Annotated in this window: 14 protein-coding genes; 10 read left to right on the forward strand and 4 right to left on the reverse strand. The window is 41.3% G+C overall.

Annotated elements, in window-relative coordinates; genetic code table 11:
- Nucleotides 1–153: 153 nt before the first annotated feature.
- From L1077_RS08900 to L1077_RS08930, 7 genes are all read left to right on the forward strand, one after another.
- The gene (locus tag L1077_RS08900; RefSeq protein WP_237136513.1) at nt 154–663 is read left to right on the forward strand and encodes a DUF2938 domain-containing protein; all 510 of its coding nucleotides are present in this window, start codon (nt 154–156) and stop codon (nt 661–663) included.
- 89 nt (nt 664–752) lie between these two features.
- Entirely contained in the window at nt 753–1,247 is a 495-nt protein-coding gene (locus L1077_RS08905; protein ID WP_237136514.1) for a cupin domain-containing protein, read from the forward strand.
- A 125-nt stretch (nt 1,248–1,372) separates the two neighbouring features.
- Entirely contained in the window at nt 1,373–2,392 is a 1,020-nt protein-coding gene (ltaE, locus tag L1077_RS08910; RefSeq protein WP_237136515.1) for a low-specificity L-threonine aldolase, read from the forward strand.
- 301 nt (nt 2,393–2,693) lie between these two features.
- Complete coding sequence (locus L1077_RS08915; protein ID WP_237136516.1) at nt 2,694–3,302, forward strand: hypothetical protein; 609 nt, start codon at nt 2,694–2,696, stop codon at nt 3,300–3,302.
- Between the two features lie 192 nt (nt 3,303–3,494).
- Nucleotides 3,495–4,088 carry a hypothetical protein gene (locus tag L1077_RS08920; protein WP_237136517.1) on the forward strand — a complete coding sequence of 198 codons (594 nt, stop codon included), beginning with the start codon at nt 3,495–3,497 and terminating at the stop codon, nt 4,086–4,088.
- A gap of 198 nt (nt 4,089–4,286) precedes the next feature.
- A complete protein-coding gene (locus L1077_RS08925) occupies nt 4,287–4,982 on the forward strand; it encodes an aspartate/glutamate racemase family protein (RefSeq protein WP_237136518.1) in 696 nt (231 codons plus the stop codon).
- 141 nt (nt 4,983–5,123) lie between these two features.
- Nucleotides 5,124–6,818 (forward strand): hemolysin D, encoded by a 1,695-nt coding sequence (locus tag L1077_RS08930; RefSeq protein WP_237136519.1) that lies wholly within the window; start codon nt 5,124–5,126, stop codon nt 6,816–6,818.
- 42 nt (nt 6,819–6,860) lie between these two features.
- Here the strand turns inward: L1077_RS08930 and L1077_RS08935 are convergent, their stop codons facing one another.
- Together L1077_RS08935 and L1077_RS08940 are read right to left on the reverse strand one after the other, a co-directional pair.
- Nucleotides 6,861–7,052, reverse strand: a complete 192-nt coding sequence (locus L1077_RS08935; RefSeq protein WP_063363605.1) for a hypothetical protein — start codon at nt 7,050–7,052, stop codon at nt 6,861–6,863.
- A gap of 257 nt (nt 7,053–7,309) precedes the next feature.
- On the reverse strand, nt 7,310–9,529 hold the full coding sequence (locus L1077_RS08940; RefSeq protein ID WP_237136678.1) for a TonB-dependent receptor: 2,220 nt from the start codon (nt 9,527–9,529) through the stop codon (nt 7,310–7,312).
- 478 nt (nt 9,530–10,007) lie between these two features.
- Here L1077_RS08940 and L1077_RS08945 point away from each other — a divergent pair, with 478 nt between their 5' ends.
- The 3 genes from L1077_RS08945 (at nt 10,008) to L1077_RS08955 (ending at nt 13,910) form a co-directional block, all read left to right on the forward strand.
- Nucleotides 10,008–11,015 carry a LacI family DNA-binding transcriptional regulator gene (locus L1077_RS08945; RefSeq protein ID WP_237136520.1) on the forward strand — a complete coding sequence of 336 codons (1,008 nt, stop codon included), beginning with the start codon at nt 10,008–10,010 and terminating at the stop codon, nt 11,013–11,015.
- Between the two features lie 148 nt (nt 11,016–11,163).
- A complete protein-coding gene (locus L1077_RS08950; RefSeq protein WP_237136521.1) occupies nt 11,164–12,405 on the forward strand; it encodes an MFS transporter in 1,242 nt (413 codons plus the stop codon).
- Nucleotides 12,406–12,419: 14 nt separating this feature from the next.
- Nucleotides 12,420–13,910, forward strand: a complete 1,491-nt coding sequence (locus tag L1077_RS08955) for a trehalase family glycosidase (protein WP_237136522.1) — start codon at nt 12,420–12,422, stop codon at nt 13,908–13,910.
- A gap of 248 nt (nt 13,911–14,158) precedes the next feature.
- On the opposite strand, the gene L1077_RS08960 is transcribed toward L1077_RS08955, so the two are convergent.
- Nucleotides 14,159–15,523 (reverse strand): hypothetical protein, encoded by a 1,365-nt coding sequence (locus L1077_RS08960; protein ID WP_237136523.1) that lies wholly within the window; start codon nt 15,521–15,523, stop codon nt 14,159–14,161.
- A 293-nt stretch (nt 15,524–15,816) separates the two neighbouring features.
- Nucleotides 15,817–16,092: a hypothetical protein gene (locus L1077_RS08965; RefSeq protein ID WP_237136524.1), complete on the reverse strand. Its 276-nt coding sequence runs from the start codon at nt 16,090–16,092 to the stop codon at nt 15,817–15,819.
- Nucleotides 16,093–16,148: the final 56 nt, after the last annotated feature.

A 16,148-nucleotide genomic window follows, 5' to 3' on the forward strand; every position in this document is an offset into this window, starting at 1 on the left:
TTTCACTTCTTTCAATCTATTTACTTAACAACCTACAGTTATTTTTATTTCTCATTATTTTCTATTTCCCCTCTTGACCTCAAGTCGACTTTAAGTGGCATAGTTTTCCAAGCATTAATATTTTTGTGGTTATATATTTATTTGGAGATACATATGTACATGGGAGAAAGTGCACTTCATCTTATTGGTTTGTCTTTGTTTTTGGGAGTTGGCGCGACTTTATTTATGGATATTTGGAGCGTGTTTTTAAAGCGCGTTCTTAGCGTACAACCATTAAATTATGCATTGGTTGGGCGGTGGCTGGGGCATTTTTTACACGGTCAATTGGTACATGTGAATATAGTAAAAGCTGCGACAAAGCAACATGAAAGCATAATTGGGTGGGCTGCACATTATGTAATTGGTGTTGTTTTTGCGTTTACCTTCATTCTATCTTCGTTGTGGATAAACGTGTCACTTCTCAGCCCTTTAGGTGCCATTGTATTTGGCGCGCTCACTGTTATTTTTCCATATTTTATCATGCAGCCTTGCTTTGGTATGGGGATCGCAGGAAGTAAAACGCCACAGCCAAATAGTGTGCGTCTGAAAAGCCTTATGGCACATGTGTCATTTGGTGTTGGTTTAAGCCTCTCATTATTTTTTATCACTGTGATTTATTCATAGCGATTCAGCGGTGCTTATTGGGCTGGTAGTAAAGCTGCTTAGTGGTACTTATCTGTTTTAAATACGTTTTTAGTAAAAAGGATTAAATAATGAAAAAAGATAAAAATGGCATTGTCATTAATTACCCTGATAGCGGACGTTATCTTGCGTCTGCGGGTAATTTGTATCGGATAATGATTAGTGGGGAGCAAACTGAGGGACAGTTTTCTCTAATTGAGTCGCTGATACAGCCGGGACAAGGCGGCCCATTTCATACGCACGCCAATGAACAGGAATCTTTTTTAGTGATCAGTGGGACTTTAACTATATTTGATGCCGAGCAAAGTTATCAGGCAACGCCAGGTACATTTATTTTATGCCCGGCAGGTACGACACGGGGTTTTAGGAATGATACCGAGGAGGAAGTAAAAGTATTGATCTTATACACCCCCGCAGGTATTGAAAAAATGATTAAGATGGAAGGAGAAGAGCTAAATCAGGTTGAAGATTATCAGGCGAATAGAGAAGGACCACTTTCCTGTCCAGTTTTAAATCAGGAATTTGGTATTGTAGAAGACAAGCAACCGCTTCCAAGCCCGCTATAAACGATACATATTACATGGTTTTATTTATTAGATAGGGAGGTCTTTTGCGATTTATTTGTCAGCTTAGCGTGGTATATTCTTCATTGAATATATCACAAAACTAATACCCTAATTAAGGAAGCTGCATGATTGATCTTCGCTCAGATACAGTGACACAGCCTTGTAAAGATATGAGGCGATTAATGAGTAATGCCATGGTTGGTGATGATGTATATGGTGATGACCCCACGGTGAATGAGTTGGATCAATATAGCGCTGTAAAACATGGTTTCGAAGCATCTTTATTTGTAAGCTCGGGGACACAGGCGAATTTATTGGCAATTCTGGCGCACTGTGACAGAGGCGATGAATATGTGTGCGGCCAAAATGCGCACAACTATAAATATGAAGCTGGTGGGGCGGCTGTGCTTGGCTCAGTGCAGCCACAGCCTATCGAGAATTTGCCGGATGGGAGTATTTGCTTAGATAAAGTGGTCGCTGCAATTAAACCTAATGATTTTCACTTTGCTCGGACAAAAATGCTGAGCTTGGAAAACACCATAGGCGGTAAAGTATTAAGCCTTGATTACTTAAAAGAAGCCAGAGCATTAACGAAAAAGTACGCATTAATACTGCACTTGGATGGTGCCAGAGTGTACAACGCTGCTGTTGCATTAGATGTTGATGTGAAAGAGATCAGTCAGCACTTTGACTCTATGACGGTGTGCTTATCAAAAGGACTGGGGGCGCCTGTTGGATCATTATTATTAGGTGATAGAGCGTTTATTGAAAAAGCGAGGCGTTTGCGAAAAATGCTAGGTGGAGGGATGCGCCAAGCGGGTATATTGGCTGCTGCGGGGATCTATGCACTTAAGAATAATGTAGCTAGATTAGCTGAAGACCATGAAAACGCACGATATTTAGCACAGCGTATTAACGAACTCCCAGGCTTTAATAGCTCTGGATATGAGGTCCAAACTAACCTCGTATTTTTAGACGTAGACAGCAGTGTGGATATGCAGGCGTTTGCTGAGATGATGTTCAGTAAAGGAATTAATATTACCCCGGGCTATCAAGGAATGCGCTTTGTGACTCACTCTGGTATAAGTAAAGATAAAATAGACGTTTTTATTGATGCAGCAAAAACCTACCTAAAGGCAAACTAATCAACAGTGCTAAAGGCTGTGAGGCTGCGTATATTCAAGTATCTTCCATAGCCTTATCAAGTAAATTGATAAGGCTTTTTATTCTTAAAAATAGCTAACCAACTGATATTTATGATTAAGTTTTAAAACTCTGTGTATTGTTAGATTTTTATCTTCCCACTTCTATGTAAATGAATGTAAATGTACTGTCTGAAAAATACCAATCTTTGTCTGAATATTGATGTGCTTTACAACAGTTTAAAACGGCTTTTCGGTATGCGCTTAATTAAAATTTCCATATTGTTTTATGGAGGCATACATAATGAAAAAGGCATTTATTTTGTCAGCACTGGCGGCTTTGAGTTTTAATGTTCACGCGACAGATTTAAGTAAAACGTACCTAGAAATCGGATACTCAAAGTCAGATTTTAAAGAAGAAAAATACTTTGATAAAACTGACTACGACTTAGTGGGCCATCAGCTGAGTTTAAGCTATGAGTTTGAAAACGGTATATATGCAGGACTACATACTAAAAGACACCGAGAAACATTTCTAGTCGACTTGTTTGACCAAGACGTAGAGCTTGATGAAAACCTAGTTGAACTGGGTTACGTAGCGCACAAAGCTCAAAGCGGTCGCTTCTCTATAGGTGCTTTTATTGGTGCTTTAGACTTGAGTGTTGAAGACAACAGCAATGATGCCGATCTGTATCGTGTTTATACTGAGTATGACCACTGTTTTAACCAGTATTTTTCTGCTTTTGCCAAGCTTGGTTATGAGTCTGTCGATGGTGAAGGCGCAAGCAGTGAAAGTGTCCTTTGGACAGAAGTAGGTATTAGAGCACACTGGGGGTCATCAAGCTTCTCATGGGAGTTTTCTCAGGGTGAAGTTGTTGAGCAAGTCGCTTTTGTCTACCGTTATTCTTTCTAATTAATAAAATGATTCTCTCTGGGACTGGTGTAAAAAGCTGGTCCATTTCCTGTTCTAACCACTTCGATACTCGTCGTCAATCCGTGAAGGCGTTCAATTTTATAGCTTGATAATGATTGAGACATTTTGATACAGACCCGTTGCTTTATCTCCTATACCATTTTTGCAAGCGTTAAATGAAGGAGTAAAGCAATGAAAAGTAGGCTATTTATAATTGTATTGTCAGTTGTTGGATTAAATGTACAAGCGGCTGAATTAAACAAGACATTCATAGAGTTTGGCTACACACAAAGTGACTTTGGAGATAAATCGAAAGTAGAACCTGATGGGATCCAGTTGGGTTTTGGCTATGAATTTGAGAATGGTATATACACAAGTCTCACAGTAAAACGCCAAGGAGATACTTTAGAAGGGGACGTCAGTAAGTTTGATCTTGACCTAGACGAAAACTTATTTGAGCTTGGCTATATTGCCTATGAAACAAACAAGGGTAGGTTCTCGTTCGGTGCAGGGATCGGAGAAATGGATTGGGATATGCGCCATAGGAAATTAGAAGGTGATTTTTATCGCCTTTTTACTGAGTATGAGCACCGCTTTAATCAACATATTTCTGGATACGCCCGTTTAGGATATGAGTACTTCGACCCTAAAGGTGCAAAAAATAATGACGGTGCATGGGCTGAACTTGGTGTGCAAGCACATTATGGCGATTCAAGTGTTGTGCTGAGCTATTTTGATAGTGCGGATATTGATCAACTGGGTGTTACATATCGCTACTCTTTTTAGTAAAGCTTTTCAGCGCTGAAGCCGTGATTAATGAATGCGGCTTTTTGGTATGACTAAGGTCGCTATAAAACTTTGAACATAGAGTGACGTTTTTTTATTCATAGTTGAAATGTTTGTCATCCAATGTATACATATGGCACTAGTATTTTTAATGTGCTTTTCTAAGTACGCAATATGCCATATGCAGAAGGATAAAACATGAAAACAATTGGTTTACTGGGTGGTATGAGCTGGGAGTCAACAGCTAACTATTATAAGTATATTAATCAAGGTATTAAATCAAGTTTGGGAGGTTTGCACTCGGCTAAGATTGTGATGAAAAGCATTGACTTTGCCCCTATCGCAGAGCTGCAACAAGCTAATGAGTGGAGCGTGATGGCTGACACGCTCACCCAAGATGCCCAAGACATTGAACGTGCAGGGGCTGATTTCATCCTCATCTGCACAAACACAATGCATTTAATTTTTGATGAAGTACAGTCTGGGCTCTGCATTCCTCTCATCCATATTGCGGACCCAACTGGAGAACAATTAAAACAAGATGGAAAGCGCAAGGTTGGGCTGCTCGGCACGCAATTTACTATGTCTGAGCCATTTTATAAGGACAGGCTTAAAAATATATTTGATATTGATGTAATTGTGCCTGGCAAGGATGACCAACAAGTGGTTCACGATATAATTTATAACGAACTGTGCTTAGGTGACATTAAGCCAGAATCTAAACGAGTGTATTTAGAGGTTATTGCAAAACTTCAGTCACAAGGGGCTGAGGCAATCATCTTGGGATGTACAGAAATTGCCTTGCTTGTTAACGAAAATGATACAGAGATCCCACTCTATGATACGGCTATATTGCATGCAAGTAGTGCCGTCTCTGCTTCACTAACATCATGAATATATTTGCTTTATATAAATTCACCGTGCGATATGGAATGTTTTATATTCCTCTATTGATTTTAATTAATATAAAATTCAAAATTTAGAGCTTTTATTTTAATTTTGTGTAAAAATTTACTCGTTTTAAAAGGAGTAATTATGAAATTAAAATATCTTTCATGTGTTGTGGCAGCTATGGTCACGAGTTCTTCAGCGTTGGCATTTACTCAATTGGGTGGTGCTGGCGTGATGCCAATTGGTCATGAATGGCTAACACGCACCTCGGCATTAGAGCTGATGGGGCAAGAGACGCGAGTCAGCGATAGTCAAGACCCAAGGTTAAACTGGCATAATGGCTTAGCGAAATCTATTGAGCTAAACGTAGCACAACACGAAGTTGAAAGGATCTTATCTAACACAAACGATGACGGGACTTATTGGTCTGGTTATGATGCTATCTTCGCTGCCATTGTGGGAGAAAGGTGGGTTGATATTGCCGGTTTTAATGTCACGAATGCCAGCGCTGACCCGACAGGACCAAACTGCTTTAATGCCGTCGCGCAAGAGCCTGCAGATTTGCAGCAAGACCATTTTATGCGTCGTTATGACGACATTGGTGGGATTGGCGGAGTGAACGCAGCTAAGCGCGCGCAAATACGGTTTATCAATCATTTTGTTAATGCTGCTACTGCCGAGTCTAAAAATATCAAGGTATGGGATGGCGGCGGTTATGCCAAAGCGGTTGAAGTTGACCACAATTACTTTTTATTCGGTCGGGCTGTTCATTTGTTTCAAGACTCATTCAGTCCTGAGCATACGGTACGTTTAGCGGTTGATAATTATGAAAAAATTTGGCAAGTCAAAGCATACCTCTGCTCTGAAGGGGCTGAACAGCATACTCATGATACAAAAGAAGCAATTAACTACCAAAGCGGTGATGTAATCTGGAAGCCTGAGTCAAGAGGGCAGAGCGGCTGGCAAGCCTATAAACCAAGCAATATAAAGCCGGTTGCCTTGGTGTCTTTAGAAGCCAGTAAAGATCTATGGGCGGCTTTTATCCGCACTATGGCCTTACCGCATGAAGAGCGCAAAGCAAAGGCTCAGTTGGAGGCGCAGCAGCTGGTGGATAATTGGTTATCATTTAATGAGCAAGCCATGCTTAATTGGTATGATGATGAAGCAAAGCGCGACCATACTTATGTATTGGCACCTGGCGAGCAGGGCAGTGGAAAATCTTTAGTCGACTGTATGACTGAGCTTAAAGTAGGCACCACAGATCAGCTGGCCCGCGTCGCACAACTCGAAGAAGAACGTAGGCAATGTTTGTATAATATAGAAGCTGAAGCGGGTTACAGTGATGTCAACGATCCATTGATTAATATGCCATATAATTGGAAGTGGAAATCTTTAACATGGAAAACGCCACCAGCGGATTGGCACCCAAATCAGCTTGATGCAGATACTGGTGAGGTTGTTCATATTCATAATGCCAGTAATGGTAAAGCCATCGGTTCTCAAAGCGGTGAAGTGAAAAATGCGCTTTTATACATTGAGCAGGCAACGCCAATCGACTTTATTTTGGTCAAAGGTGAAGGAGATGAGTCTTATTTTAGGACAAGGCAAAATGCAGAGTTGTTTTTAAGTTATAAAAACAACTTTACAGGTGATGCTAAGCTTTGGACATCCCCTGACAAAGCCTCTTTTAATATTGAAAAGTATGGCACCCGCGTAAATTTGAAGAATGATTTTTGGCAGCAATATGTCTGGGCTGATATTGAGTCTGGTCAAGTGCATTTATCTCGTAAGGGAAATGCAAGCAATGAAAATGCGCAGTGGTTGTTAGTTAAGCAATAATTTGAGTAAGCCCAAAGCAGTGATTAAGCTTTGGGCATTTAATTAATAGTAGAGAAATGAATCACAGTGGCACTGTGGATCTTCTTTGAGTAAATCAGCATGTAAATCTATCTTCCTTTGACTTCGCTCATCCCAAACCGTCACGACTTGATTACGTCTATCGACAATTAAAACTTCAACAGGGTGGTCTTGATATTCTAACCATTCACCTTTTTGTATGTCTTCAATATTCATTAATTTCACTCCAGCACTTGCGAAGCATAGTATTGAGCATCTTTATAATATTGCTAACAAGTGAACATCATTAAAATTTGCAAAGAGTATTACTTACCACTTTGTTACAAGATGAATGAATGCATTATGTAAAAAAGCGCATTAAGTACTTTTAAGTGTAGTTAGTAGAGGGAAAAAAGCCCAACATAAAGGTGATCCTCGTTGGGCTTTGGTCGTTAGTTTACTGTGTGTCCACTCAACATGGACTTAATTTGGGATTAGAAGTTATAGGCAACGCTGAGCTTTATGCTGCGAGGCAAAATATAACGTCCATTGGCTGCAGCTGGGTTACGCGGATCACCTTCAGTTAGGCCTTGTTCATCAGTTAAGTTATCGATGGCAACTTGCACCTGGACTTGTTCCATTGGCTCAAGTGTTAAACCTATATCGATCTTTTCATAGCCATCTAACACAGCACTTGGCGTGTTTTGAATGTCGCTGTAACGTGAGTCAACTGCTGAGATAGTGCCGTAAACTGTTGCGAACATATCACCAAGTTCAAATTCATAACTTGGTGTAATACGCAATTGCCAATCAGGGATACGTTGTGACTTGTTGCCCGTCAGTGTCGCATCTGGGCTTTGTGCGACTTCACTGTTTTGCAAGGTACCATTTAAGTTAACGCTGAAACCTGACTCATGATTGTAGTTAAAATCTATTTCAATACCGTGTGCTTCAGTGGTAAAGCGCTGTGCAGGCAAATCTGGACGAATCGAGAACGACTCGCCCTTCACTTCATTTGCAAAAAGGGTTGCGAAGAAGTCCATATTTTCACCCATGAACTTGTAGCCAACTTCACTTTGTGCCACTTCTTTGATCAGCTCATCACCTGCGGAATAATCATCAAAGTTGTCTCTGAAATCGTCAAAGTAAGGCATTTTAAAGCCTTTGTTGAAACGTACAAAAACGCCACTTTGATCATCTAATTTGTAATCAGTACCAACTGTCCATGATGTTTTGCGAGCGCTGTAGTCAACCGATTTAGTGATCACACCGTCAAGACCTTCATCAACGGTATAATCTACTTGATGGCGTTCATTACGAAGTCCTAAATCAAAAGTTAAACTATCAGTGGCTGCGTAGCTATGGGTCGTATAAAAGGCAAGGGTCGTCGCATCGCCATTGCTGTTGATGTCGTAGTTAAAGCCACACCCTTCAAATGAATCGTTACACGCAATGCCTGTCAGCATTTCACCGCCTTGTTCTAAAACATGGTATGCGGTATTACCTAGGCTCCACCAATCTTTGGCCGAGGTCGTTGCGGTGTAAATACCAAAGGCACTGTTAATTACGCCGAAATCTTTGCTCAGTGCTAAGTCATTGGTAAAGGCTTCAATATCTTTGAGTACTACCCAACGGCCATAGTCCTGAACACGCGTGTCGGCGCCATATTCTTTGCCCGTTGCAACACCTATTGCGCTTACGCCATTGTCAGCAACTTCTGATAAATTCATAGCATTACCAGCAGGAACTAGACCATAAGTATTTGCTTTACCTTGGGTTAAACTAAAGCGGTCGATAAAATGCCAGTCATTACCAAGTTCAAGAGAAATACTACCGCCAGAGACATGGCCGTCCCAGCCTCGACCTTCGGCTAAATCAATATCAACTTGGCCGTTTCCTGCAGAAACAGTAGCTTGACGATTTAATGTGCCTAACTGCGTATATTCAGCATCAACTCCAGCTTCATTGAGTGGCGTAGGAAGATACCAAGCACCTGTATCATCTGTTTGGCGAGTGTAGACGTTGATTTCACCATTCTCTAATTCTTTGGTGAGTTTAATGGTAAATTGATGGCCTTTTTCAGAAGTGAAACCCGCGTCGCGGATCCCTGATGAGCGTTTGATGTAGCCGCCCACCATATAATATAAGTCTTCGCTGACTTCGCCACTTAAGACGCCATCTATGCGTTGCAAGCCGTAATCTGAAGTGGTGTATTTGAAGGTGCCTTCAGTGTCTGCTTGACCACGCTTAAGTCGGAAGTTAGTGGTTAACCCCGGTTGTCCGTTAGACAATACTGGGTTTGGCCCGCCTCTAAGCCCTTCCATCATTGAGATGGTTTCATCAAGGCGGAAAATAGACGAGTTTTCTAAAAATGACAGTGTTGGAGCTGGATAAACCGGTGAACCATCAAGGCTGACTGTTAAAAATGGGGCGTCTCCACTTGAAGTGAACCCTCTAACATTGATGTTAGCACCAGACTCACCGCCAGAGCTTTCTACCCAAACACCTGGAATGGCTTTGAATAAATCAGCTGTACTCTTTGGTGCGAGTCGTTCAATGAGAGATTCATCAACATTAGTAACGGCGTATGCGGCATCTACTTTACGGATCCCCATACCACCTGGTGTACCAGAAATAACAATGGTCTCGACCTTGTCTTTGGCTTTATTTTGTTGCTCAGCGTTGGCTACATTTGAATATGTAATTGCGGCCATAACCGCTGCTGCAAGTGCAGAATACTTCTTGCCTAAGTTCACAGGAGCTGCTCCCTTGGTTGTGTCATATGTGTTGTCATAATGGCCGACTTGCGCGCCGGCATCGCTTTTCGCCACAAAACTGAACTAAGTTATTTTGTAATTCAGCGTATTTTTAATTGGTTTGCACTGGGCGTTATTTTAAAATAGAACTTTATGCAAACGTTTGCAATAGGGTGTTGCGATATTTTTTTACCTTGGGTTTACCTTATGCCGCATGTGCATGCTTTTTTATAACTTAGGCGCTCTAGATGGGGATAACAAAAACAAAGGGTTAATAAAGGCACACCTTTAAACGAAAATAACTGAGGTGACCAGCCTTTCTCTGTGGATGAATGCGCTTGGTTAGTTTAATCTAATGGCATGAACAGTATTGTGGGTAACAGCCCATAAAGTCATGCCAAAGCATGTAAATGTGCTTTGATGTAGTGGATGGGCTATGCAACAAAAAAAACTAAAACTGGCAGATCTGGCAAAGTTGGCAGGTGTTTCAACGTCGACAGCGTCACGTGCACTGAATGATAACCCTTTAATTAAGTTAGAAACACGTGAGCGAATTCAACAGCTCGCAAAAGAGCATAACTTTAGTTTGAATGCCGCAGCGAGCCGACTTAGATTGCAAAAAACCAAAGTCATCGCGGTGTTGATTAATCTTGATTCAGAAACAGAGCAGTCCATTGATGACCCATTTTTACTCAAAGTGGTGAGTGATATTAATTTGGCGGTTAATCGTCAAGGGTATGAGCTGTTGTTATCTAACTCATTTATGGCCGGAGAAGATTGGCACGGATACTTTATTGATGGACGTCGAGCGGACGGAGTCATTGTCGTAGGTCAAGGCAAGCAGCAGGCGTTAATAGAAGCCGCATCTAGAGCGGGTATGCCACTGGTCGTGTGGGGCGACCCAAAAACCAAGGCGGATTATGTCATTGTGGGCAGTGATAATTTCCTTGGTGGAAAGATTGCTGCGGAGCATTTGATGTCAAAAGGATGCAAAGCGCCTTTGTTTTTAGGTGAGCCTGAGCATGCTGAGTTGGGTGAGCGATATAACGGCTTTTGTACTGCAATCAAGAGTTCGGGTCTAACAGAGCGATGCCAGCTGTTGAAAATAGATATTACCAGCCAAGCTGCTTATGAGGCGATAAATCACAAGTTACGTAATGATGGCCTTGATTTTGATGGTATTTTTGCTTGTAGTGATATGGTCGCATTAGGTGCGATGAAAGCACTAAAAGAACGGTATGTGAGTATTCCCAATGATGTCCACGTCGTTGGGTTTGATGATATTGCAATGGCTGATATTAGTTTTCCATCGCTGACAACGGTTAGGCAGGATACGAAGCAAGCCGGTGAGCTCTTGGTAAGTAAGTTACTTGCTCAGTTAGAAGGTGAGCAGGTTGCTTCTAGTCAATTAGAAATCACATTGATTGAACGCCAATCTAGCTAGTGTATTGGTGTCAATTAAGTGTGAAAACCTAGATAAAGAGTAGTCATGGTGATTAACAGCCGTTATTAAATTTTAAAATGCAAACGATTGCATTGTTCGCATATGAGCGCTAGACTGATTTAAACTTACAGTATTTACGAGTCTTTCAATGCACAATATGCGAACTATTTTGGCTATGGGAGCCTGCTACTTCTTATTTGCAATATTGCTCAATAGCGTTGGTACCGTTATTTTGCAAGCAATCAACACGTTTGGTGTGTCTAAAGCGCAAGCGGCGTCTTTAGAAGGGTTTAAAGATTTACCCATTGCAATTGTCTCCTTTTTGGTTGCTTCATTCATTCCTCGAATAGGCTATAAGTTTGCACTGTTAGGTGGCTTATCTTTGGTCACCATAATGTGCTTGATAACGCCTATCGCTGGTAGCTTCTGGGCGCTCAAAGCATTATTTGCAGCTGTTGGCTGCGCATTCGCGATTGTCAAAGTTTCCGTATATGCCTTAATTGGCCAAGTCACCGACTCTACTAAGTCACACTCAAGTTTATTAAACACCATTGAAGGTGTATTCATGGTGGGCGTACTTAGTGGCTATTGGGTATTTGCTGCATTTTTGAGTGAGGATATTGCCTCGAATAATTGGTTGAACGTTTACTACTTATTGGGTGCGCTATCAATTATCACTATGTGCTTTGTATGGTTTGCCAAAATTGATAAACCGATAAATCAGAAACTCAATCAAGGCAGTGCGAAAAGCGACTTTTTTGATATGTTGCGTTTGACTTATCAGCCACTTGTCTTGGTATTTGTGATCAGCGCGTTTTTGTATGTGTTGATTGAACAAGGTGTGGGCACATGGCTACCAACCTTTAATAACCAAGTACTCAATTTACCCGTTGATGTGAGCGTTCAGCTAAGCAGTATTTTTGCTGCGAGCTTAGCTATTGGCCGTTTGGCTGCGGGTCAAATTCTGAAAAAAATAGATTGGTATCTCTTTTTAAATATCTGCCTTGCAGGTATGGCCGTATTGGTTTTATTGACTTTACCGATGACCAAAGGCTTGCCACAAAACCAAGTCACGAGCGTATTTGATGCGCCTACCGCTGCGTATTTAATGCCATTAATAGGATTGCTTATGGCGCCTATTTACCCGGTGATCAATTCAATTATGCTAAGTAGCCTTGAGAAACACCGTCATGCCGCGATGACAGGGCTTATTGTGGTTTTCTCCGCCCTTGGTGGAACGACAGGCTCATTAATTACAGGCTTTGTATTTGAATATATGAGCGGTCAGCATGCCTTTTATATGTCATTAATTCCAATGGCAATTATCACAGTTACCTTATTTCTATTTAAAAAGCGTGCTCAACAAGTAGCGTGCTCGTCAGCAGTTTAAGTCGAGGATTAATAATGAAGTTTGAGCATAGTCGCTTGTTTAAAGAGGTACAATTGTCAGGCATTTTTGCTGATAGTAAAACGTTTGCTGATGCTATTCCAAAGCCATCTTGGCAGGCCGTATGTGACTTTTATGAAGAGTTGCAACCCAAAGATCTAAAGGCTTTTGTTAATGTTCATTTCGAGTTCGCACCAGCGCCAGAGCTAGAAACACTCGACACGGTTGAGTCTGTCCCTGATTACATTGAACAGCTTTGGAGTAGGTTAACGAGGGAAGCTGGTGAGAAAGACGCAAGCTCGCTTCTTGCATTGCCTAAGCCATATGTTGTGCCTGGTGGACGATTTAACGAAATTTATTATTGGGATAGCTATTTTACAGCACTTGGACTGATGGACTCTGGTCGAGAAGCGCTTGTTGAGAATATGCTGGATAATTTTTGTAGTCTAATTAATTCACTTGGGCATGTACCGAATGGCAATCGCAGCTACTACGCAACCCGCTCCCAGCCACCTGTGACTGCATTAATGGTTGACCTACTTTGGGATACAAAGCACACAGATCCGCAGTGGTTAAAGAGAGTGACGTCATCTTTGAGTCGTGAGTATGAATTTTGGATGAGAGGACAAGAGAAGTTATCGTCTAAAGAGAATGCCTATGCCCGTGTTGTGATGATGCCTTGTGGCGGTTTACTTAATCGCTATTGGGATAATGAAGCCCTGCCTAGACCTGAATCCTATAGAGAAGATTTGGAAGATGCCAAACACCTTACTGCAGAGCAAAAACTCGCGTTTTATCGAAATATACGTGCTGCTTGTGAGTCTGGATGGGATTTCAGTAGTCGTTGGTTAAGAGAACCAAGTGACTTAAAAACCATCGCCACAACAGATATGGTACCGATCGACCTAAATGCTTTAGTCTATTTTTTAGAGTCGCAATTGGCCCATTGTTATCTAGCTTTAAATCGCCATACTGAATACAGAAAAATGGACAAAAAGGCGAAATCACGTGCAGAGCTGATTGCTCAGTATATGTGGAATGAGCAAGCCAGCTGGTTTGTTGATTATGATATTGCTAACAATATTCAGCGAGATGTGCAAACGATGGCTGGCGCTACGGCACTATTTTTTAACTTAGTTAAAGATGCAAGTCATGCGCAGCGCATGTCTAAGAAAGTCATGTCTGATTTTTACAAGGTTGGCGGGCTTGTTACCACACTTAACGAAACATCCCAGCAATGGGATAGCCCAAACGGATGGGCACCGCTTCAGTGGTTTGGTGTAAAAGGTTTATTGAACTATGGCTTTGATTGCGAAGCAAAGCAGGTTGGGAAAAGCTGGTTGAATACACTAGAGGCTAACTTTGCTATCAATAAGTGCTTGTTAGAAAAATACAATGTCATTGATTTAAATAAAACAGCGCAAGGCGGAGAATATATAGTTCAGCAAGGCTTTGGCTGGACTAATGGCGTTGCTCGTAGATTATATAAGTTGTTTGGAAATAAGTAGTTTTTATCCTTTTGCAGGTAAGTACCTTTTGTGGGCTTACCTGATTGTATTTCGAAAATCCTGCCAGCTTCGTCATCACTTCATATCGCTAAAATAAATGCATAGATAAACTAAGTGCTAGGATATGTATGGAATGAAAAAAGGCATGGTGTTTTTACCAATTTATTGGATGTCAAAAAGGAAAAAAGCGCCTTAAAAAAGGCGCTTTGGCTCACAATCAAGAGACATACACATTATACCCGGGAGTATTAGTGTGTGTGTTCGCCTCCTTTTTCAATACCTAACCAAACTAGTCTTTCTGGCGTGAAATCTAGTTCTATTTCAACTTTTACTTCTGCCGTTTCAAGGTCATAACCTAAGACGTGCTGTGCATTTGAGTCAGTCACATAAGCAATGTTTTCAGCACCTGAGAATGCAATGCTAAAAACGGCACCTTCAGGGATAGCTGTCAGCTCATGCTCATGCACTTTTACTGAATGTGCAACTTCCCAATGATGCTCATCACCTTCTGCGTGTTGTTCAAAAATAGTGAGTACACCAGCAGTGTCTAATACTGCAGCATGAGAGCCGTCATAGTTGAAGCTACCACCTGCAAATCTGTAGTTTTCTGTCGCTGACCAATCGATCTTTTCAATCTCGCCATGCTCTGCGTCAATAACAACTAGCTCAGTGCCTGCAACACCAATAAATTGATGACTGTTTTCGTGACCAATTAGTAAACCAATACGTTGGTTTTCAGCGAAGCTGTCAGGGTTAACAATTTTAGTGGCAACAAATTCACCGTTTTCTTCTGCAATAACGACAACACCATCACCACATGCAAAAGACACATGCTCGTGGTTTTGCGCACTACCGTGAAGTGCAGGACAAGTTACATCAAATACTTTTTCCTGATCAAAATGGTCACCATGTTTATGATAAAGGCCAATTTGCGTTGGTAAAGTTGACTCTGTTTGCGGGTCACGAATTGTACTAAAAGTATATTCACCGCGTGATTGCGCTGCACCGTGCATGTTTGTGTCGTAGTGAATTTCAGCTACTTTGTCTTTGTCACCACCGATGTAGGCCTCAGAGAAGACAACCACTTCTGCGTTGACCGCGTCTTCACCACTACCATCGAAGAAAATTGCAGTGCTGCTTTCGCCATTTGTTACATGCGCAGGTTTTACATGATCAAAAGAAACATCGCTAAGCTTTGGTTCTTCCTCATAGGGGTGCATGTGGTCGCCATGGTCTTCTTGCCAAATGCCACCATCGATGAATTCAACACGGCCTTGTTCAGACTGAACAAGTACTGCGTAACGGCTGTTTTCTGTTGCGTAAACTCTATTTGCATAATCACTTGATGTAAGTTCACCAGCAACTTCTTTGTGCTCAATATCTAAAACATGTACTGAGTTTGAATCAGGAGAGGTTACTAATAAACGTCCTGCTTCACTTACTGAACCATGATCATGATCGTGTCCTTCATGGCCGTGATCATCATGCCCCTTGTCTTGCTCAACTACTTCTTCAACAGGAGTATGTTCTACGATAGTTGTTTTTGTGTCACCACAAGCTGCTAGCAATGCTGTTGCGACCGCAACTGAGAGTAATTTGTGTGTGTGTTTCATATTTCTTTCAATTATTAGAGTAGTAAATTAGCAGGAAATGTTAAGAGAGACGCCTGCAAATGGAATGTTATAAAATAACAATTTGTGATTATGTTATACTATAACGTCATTTGTGTGCAAGGAAGAATTTGCATTAATCTTAAATTAGTACCTTAAAAGGTACTAAAGCATGGGCCTCTGAGTTACGGAGGAAATTAGTGAAAAAAGGGGGGCTATGTGTTCAAATTTTTTGAAAGTGGATGTGCTAAGGTGGTGCGAGGTTGAGAAAAGCACGAATGTGCCAAATAAAGTAATTATTCAGATAAAAATAGGACTCTAATTGCAATAGCGACAAAAACGACGATCACAAGAATAACTTCAATTTTATGCACTATTGATTTTGTTTTTCTACTTTTCTTTTGCTCTTTAGAAGTCACTTTTAAATCCTCGTTGGGGTGGCGCTTTTCGTAGGCTGCATTCGCTTTTTTGGCAAATTCAGCTCGTTTCTTTGGGCTTAGACTTTGATTCATTGAGTCTTGATAATCAACAACCTTTCCTTTTGCGACCCTTGCTTTAGGTGCACTGCACATGACTACCTCGGATTGAAAGCCATAAATACAACCATGACAACTGCATCTCACTTTGG

This window comes from Pseudoalteromonas luteoviolacea (assembly GCF_021654285.1).
GTDB classification, from domain to species: domain Bacteria; phylum Pseudomonadota; class Gammaproteobacteria; order Enterobacterales; family Alteromonadaceae; genus Pseudoalteromonas; species Pseudoalteromonas luteoviolacea_J.

Excerpts from the sequence above, each read along its gene's own strand:
- L1077_RS08930 (WP_237136519.1), top strand. The coding sequence starts at position 5,124 with ATGAAATTAAAATATCTTTCATGTGTTGTGGCAGCTATGGTCACGAGT.
- L1077_RS08920 (WP_237136517.1), top strand. The coding sequence starts at position 3,495 with ATGAAAAGTAGGCTATTTATAATTGTATTGTCAGTTGTTGGATTAAAT.
- L1077_RS08945 (WP_237136520.1), top strand. The coding sequence starts at position 10,008 with ATGCAACAAAAAAAACTAAAACTGGCAGATCTGGCAAAGTTGGCAGGT.
- L1077_RS08925 (WP_237136518.1), top strand. The coding sequence starts at position 4,287 with ATGAAAACAATTGGTTTACTGGGTGGTATGAGCTGGGAGTCAACAGCT.
- L1077_RS08955 (WP_237136522.1), top strand. The coding sequence starts at position 12,420 with ATGAAGTTTGAGCATAGTCGCTTGTTTAAAGAGGTACAATTGTCAGGC.
- L1077_RS08905 (WP_237136514.1), top strand. The coding sequence starts at position 753 with ATGAAAAAAGATAAAAATGGCATTGTCATTAATTACCCTGATAGCGGA.
- L1077_RS08935 (WP_063363605.1), bottom strand. The coding sequence starts at position 7,052 with ATGAATATTGAAGACATACAAAAAGGTGAATGGTTAGAATATCAAGAC.
- L1077_RS08900 (WP_237136513.1), top strand. The coding sequence starts at position 154 with ATGTACATGGGAGAAAGTGCACTTCATCTTATTGGTTTGTCTTTGTTT.
- L1077_RS08915 (WP_237136516.1), top strand. The coding sequence starts at position 2,694 with ATGAAAAAGGCATTTATTTTGTCAGCACTGGCGGCTTTGAGTTTTAAT.
- ltaE (WP_237136515.1), top strand. The coding sequence starts at position 1,373 with ATGATTGATCTTCGCTCAGATACAGTGACACAGCCTTGTAAAGATATG.
- L1077_RS08940 (WP_237136678.1), bottom strand. The coding sequence starts at position 9,529 with ATGGCCGCAATTACATATTCAAATGTAGCCAACGCTGAGCAACAAAAT.
- L1077_RS08965 (WP_237136524.1), bottom strand. The coding sequence starts at position 16,092 with ATGTGCAGTGCACCTAAAGCAAGGGTCGCAAAAGGAAAGGTTGTTGAT.
- L1077_RS08960 (WP_237136523.1), bottom strand. The coding sequence starts at position 15,523 with ATGAAACACACACACAAATTACTCTCAGTTGCGGTCGCAACAGCATTG.
- L1077_RS08950 (WP_237136521.1), top strand. The coding sequence starts at position 11,164 with ATGCACAATATGCGAACTATTTTGGCTATGGGAGCCTGCTACTTCTTA.